We start from the raw sequence: 3,224 nt of genomic DNA on the forward strand, positions 1-3,224 counted from the left end.
TCCCACGACATGTCGAACGCGAACGACACCGTGTGCGCGATCCGCAGCACCCGACCACCCGCCGCCTCGATCGTCGGAGCGAAGATCTCCCGACGGTGGTTGACCTGCATGTTCGTCAACCCACGGAACGGAGTCACCACACCCTTCGGCTTCCCCGTCGACCCCGACGTGAAGATCACATACGCGGGATGGTCCAACCGGCCAGGAGCGCCGGGCGCGAAAGCACCCAGCTCCTCATCGGTCAGCGGCGTGTCCGGGACACCATCGAACAGACCGGTCCCGTCCAGGCGCACCTGCTCCACCGCACCGTCGAACCGTGCGGCCACACCCGCGACCGTCACCAGCAGCGTCGCCCCCGAGGCGGCAAGGATCTCCGCGAGCCGCTCGTCGGGGTGGTCCAGCTCCAACGGCACGTAGGCCGCACCCGCACGCAGCACCGCGAACAACGCCACGACGTTGTCCACCGAGCGCGGCAGCCCGAGTGCCACGACCGTCTCCGGGCCGGCCCCACGGGAGCGCAGGACGCGGGCGAGCCGGGTGACGCGGGCGTCGAACTCGGCGAAGGTGACGTGCTCGTCGCCGGAGACCAGTGCGGTCCGGTCCGGGCAGGTCGCCGCCCGCTCGGCGAGCAGCTCCGCGATGGTGACGTCCGGGACCGGGGCGACCGCGGACGCCGCACGCGCGACGGCGTCGGCGTGGTCGGCCGGGGCGAGGACGTCGATCGACCCGACCGGACGTGCCGGGTCGTCGGCGAAGGCCCGCAGTACCGCGACCATGCGGTCGGCGACGCGCTCCATCGTGGACCGGTCGAACAGGTCGGTGGAGTACTCGACGACGCCGGAGAGCAGGTCGGGGGTGTCGGTGAAGTTGAACGACGCGTCGAACTTCGCCGTGCCCGTGCGGACGACGTCGGCGCTCGCGTCCACGCCGTCAAGGCGGGGGGTCAGGGCGTTCGCGTCGCCGCCCAGGCACACCACCATCACCTGGAACAGCGGGCTGCGCCCGGGCGCCCGGTCCGGGGCCACGGCGGCGACGACGTCGGAGAAGGGCACGTCGGCCCGGTCGTAGGCGTCGAGGTCGGCGCCCCGGACCGCGCGCAGCAGGTCGGCCACCGTGTGGTCGGGCGCCACATCGGTCCGCAGGGCGAGGGTGTTGAGGAAGTAGCCCACCGCGTCGTCGAGCGCCGGGTCGAAGCGGGTCGAGATCGGGGTGCCGACGACCACGTCGGGCGAGCCGGTGTGCCGGGACAGCAGCACGGCGAGCGCGGCGTGCAGCAGCATGAACACGGTGACGTCGTGCGAGCGGGCCAGCCGGTGCAGCTCGGCGGTCAGCTCCGGGCCCACCTCGACCGGTACGGCGTCGCCTGCCCCGGTGGGGGCGGCGGGACGCTGCCGGTCGACCGGCAGCGTGGTCTCGACCGGGGCGCCGGTCAGCGTGGTCCGCCAGAAGTCCAGCTGCGCCGTGGCCGAGGTGTCCGACCCGTCGGCGAGGCAGTCGCGCTGCCAGGCGGCGAAGTCGGCGTAGCGGACGGTTGGCGCGGGCAGCGACGACGGCGCGTCCGGGCCGGAGCGCAGCCGTGCCCGGTAGGCGGTCTGGAGGTCCTCGATGAGGGGGCGCCAGGACCACTCGTCGACGGCGATGTGGTGCAGCACCGCGACCAGAACGTGCTCGTCGGGGCCCAGCTCGAACAGGGTGACCCGGGTCGGTGCCTCACGGGTGAGGTCGAACGGGGTGCGCACCGCGGTCTCGATCCGGCCGTCCAGGTCCGCCGCGTCGATCCGCTCGGTGGTGACGACCGGGCCGACGGCGCCCGGCTCGAGCACCCGGGCCGTGGTCCCGCCGTCGGGGTAGATCGTGCGCAGCACCTCGTGCCGGCCGAGGACGTCGAGCCAGGCGGCGCGCAGCGCGTCGGTGTCGAGCGGGCCGTGCAGGCGCAGGACACCCGGCACGTTGTAGACCGCGCTGGGTCCGCCGACCCGCGACAGCGCGAGCATCTGCCGCTGCCCGGCCGAGATCTCCCGTTCGGGTCCGTCGTGGTGCACGGGCTGCAGGGCCGGGCGGGCCGTGGCGGTCCGGCTGCCGTAGGGGGCGAGCCGGGTGACGGTGCGGGCCTCGAACACGTGGCGGGGGCGGATCCGGATGCCGGCCTTGCGGGCCCGGTTCGCCAGGGCCAGCGCCGAGATGCTGTCGCCGCCGAGGTCGAAGAAGTCGTCGTCGGGTCCGACGCCGTCGACGCCGACGACCTCCGCGACGATCGAGCAGAGGGTCTCCTCCAGGGGTGTGCGCGGTGCGCGTCCCCCGCTGCGGCGCAGGGCGGCAGGCTCGGGGAGGGCGGCGACGTCGAGCTTGCCGTTGACGGTCAGCGGGAGCGCGTCGACCACCGCCCACAGGCTGGGCACCATGTAGTCGGGCAGCACACGGGCCACCGCGTCGCGGACGGTCGCCGGGTCGGGGTCGCCGACGAGGTAGGCCGCGAGCTGGCGCTGGCCGGGTACCTCCGGGTGCGGGCGGGCGACGACGGCGGCCTGGGAGACCCCGTCGGCGGCGGCCAGCGCGGTCTCGATCTCGGCCGGTTCCACCCGGTAGCCCCGGATCTTGAGCTGGTCGTCGCTGCGGCCGAGGAAGTCCAGGTTCCCGTCGCCGCGACGCCGCACCAGGTCACCCGTGCGGTACATCCGCTCCCCCGGGGTCCACGGATCGGCCACGAACCGCTCGGCGGTCAGGGCGGGACGGTCCAGGTAGCCGCGGGCCAGGCCGGCGCCGGCGATGTAGAGCTCACCGACCACGCCGTCGGGCACGGGCCGCAGCCAGCCGTCGAGGACGTGGGCCGCGGTGTTGGTGATGGCGGTGCCGACCGTGGAGGTGGCGCTGTCGGTGGTGCCGGCGCCGAGGGTGTTGATCGTGTACTCGGTGGGCCCGTAGAGGTTGTAGCCCCAGGTGCCCTCGGTGTCGCGCAACCGCGACCACACGCTGTCCGGGACGGCCTCACCACCGAGCAGCACCAACGGCGGCACATGATCCCCGTCGAGCAGCCCGGCCGCGAAGAGGTGATGGGCGTAGGTCGGGGTCACGTTCACGACGTCGACCGCGTGCTCGGCGCAGTAGGCCACCAGCCGCTCCGCATCACGACGCAGCTGCTCGTCGCAGACGTGGACCTCGTGGCCCTCGACCAGCCAGAGCAGCTCCTCCCACGACATGTCGAACGCGAAGGACACCGTGTGCGC

The 3,224-nt window shown here is 73.7% G+C and carries 1 protein-coding gene; it reads right to left on the reverse strand.

Going from position 1 to position 3,224, the window contains the following annotated elements:
• The coding region (locus FVA95_RS28050; protein ID WP_149666817.1) for a condensation domain-containing protein at nucleotides 1-3,224 on the reverse strand (3,224 nt) is incomplete at both ends.

Origin of the sequence: Pseudonocardia sp. EV170527-09 (genome assembly GCF_008369905.1) — a bacterium.
Classification (GTDB): Bacteria; Actinomycetota; Actinomycetes; order Mycobacteriales; family Pseudonocardiaceae; genus Pseudonocardia.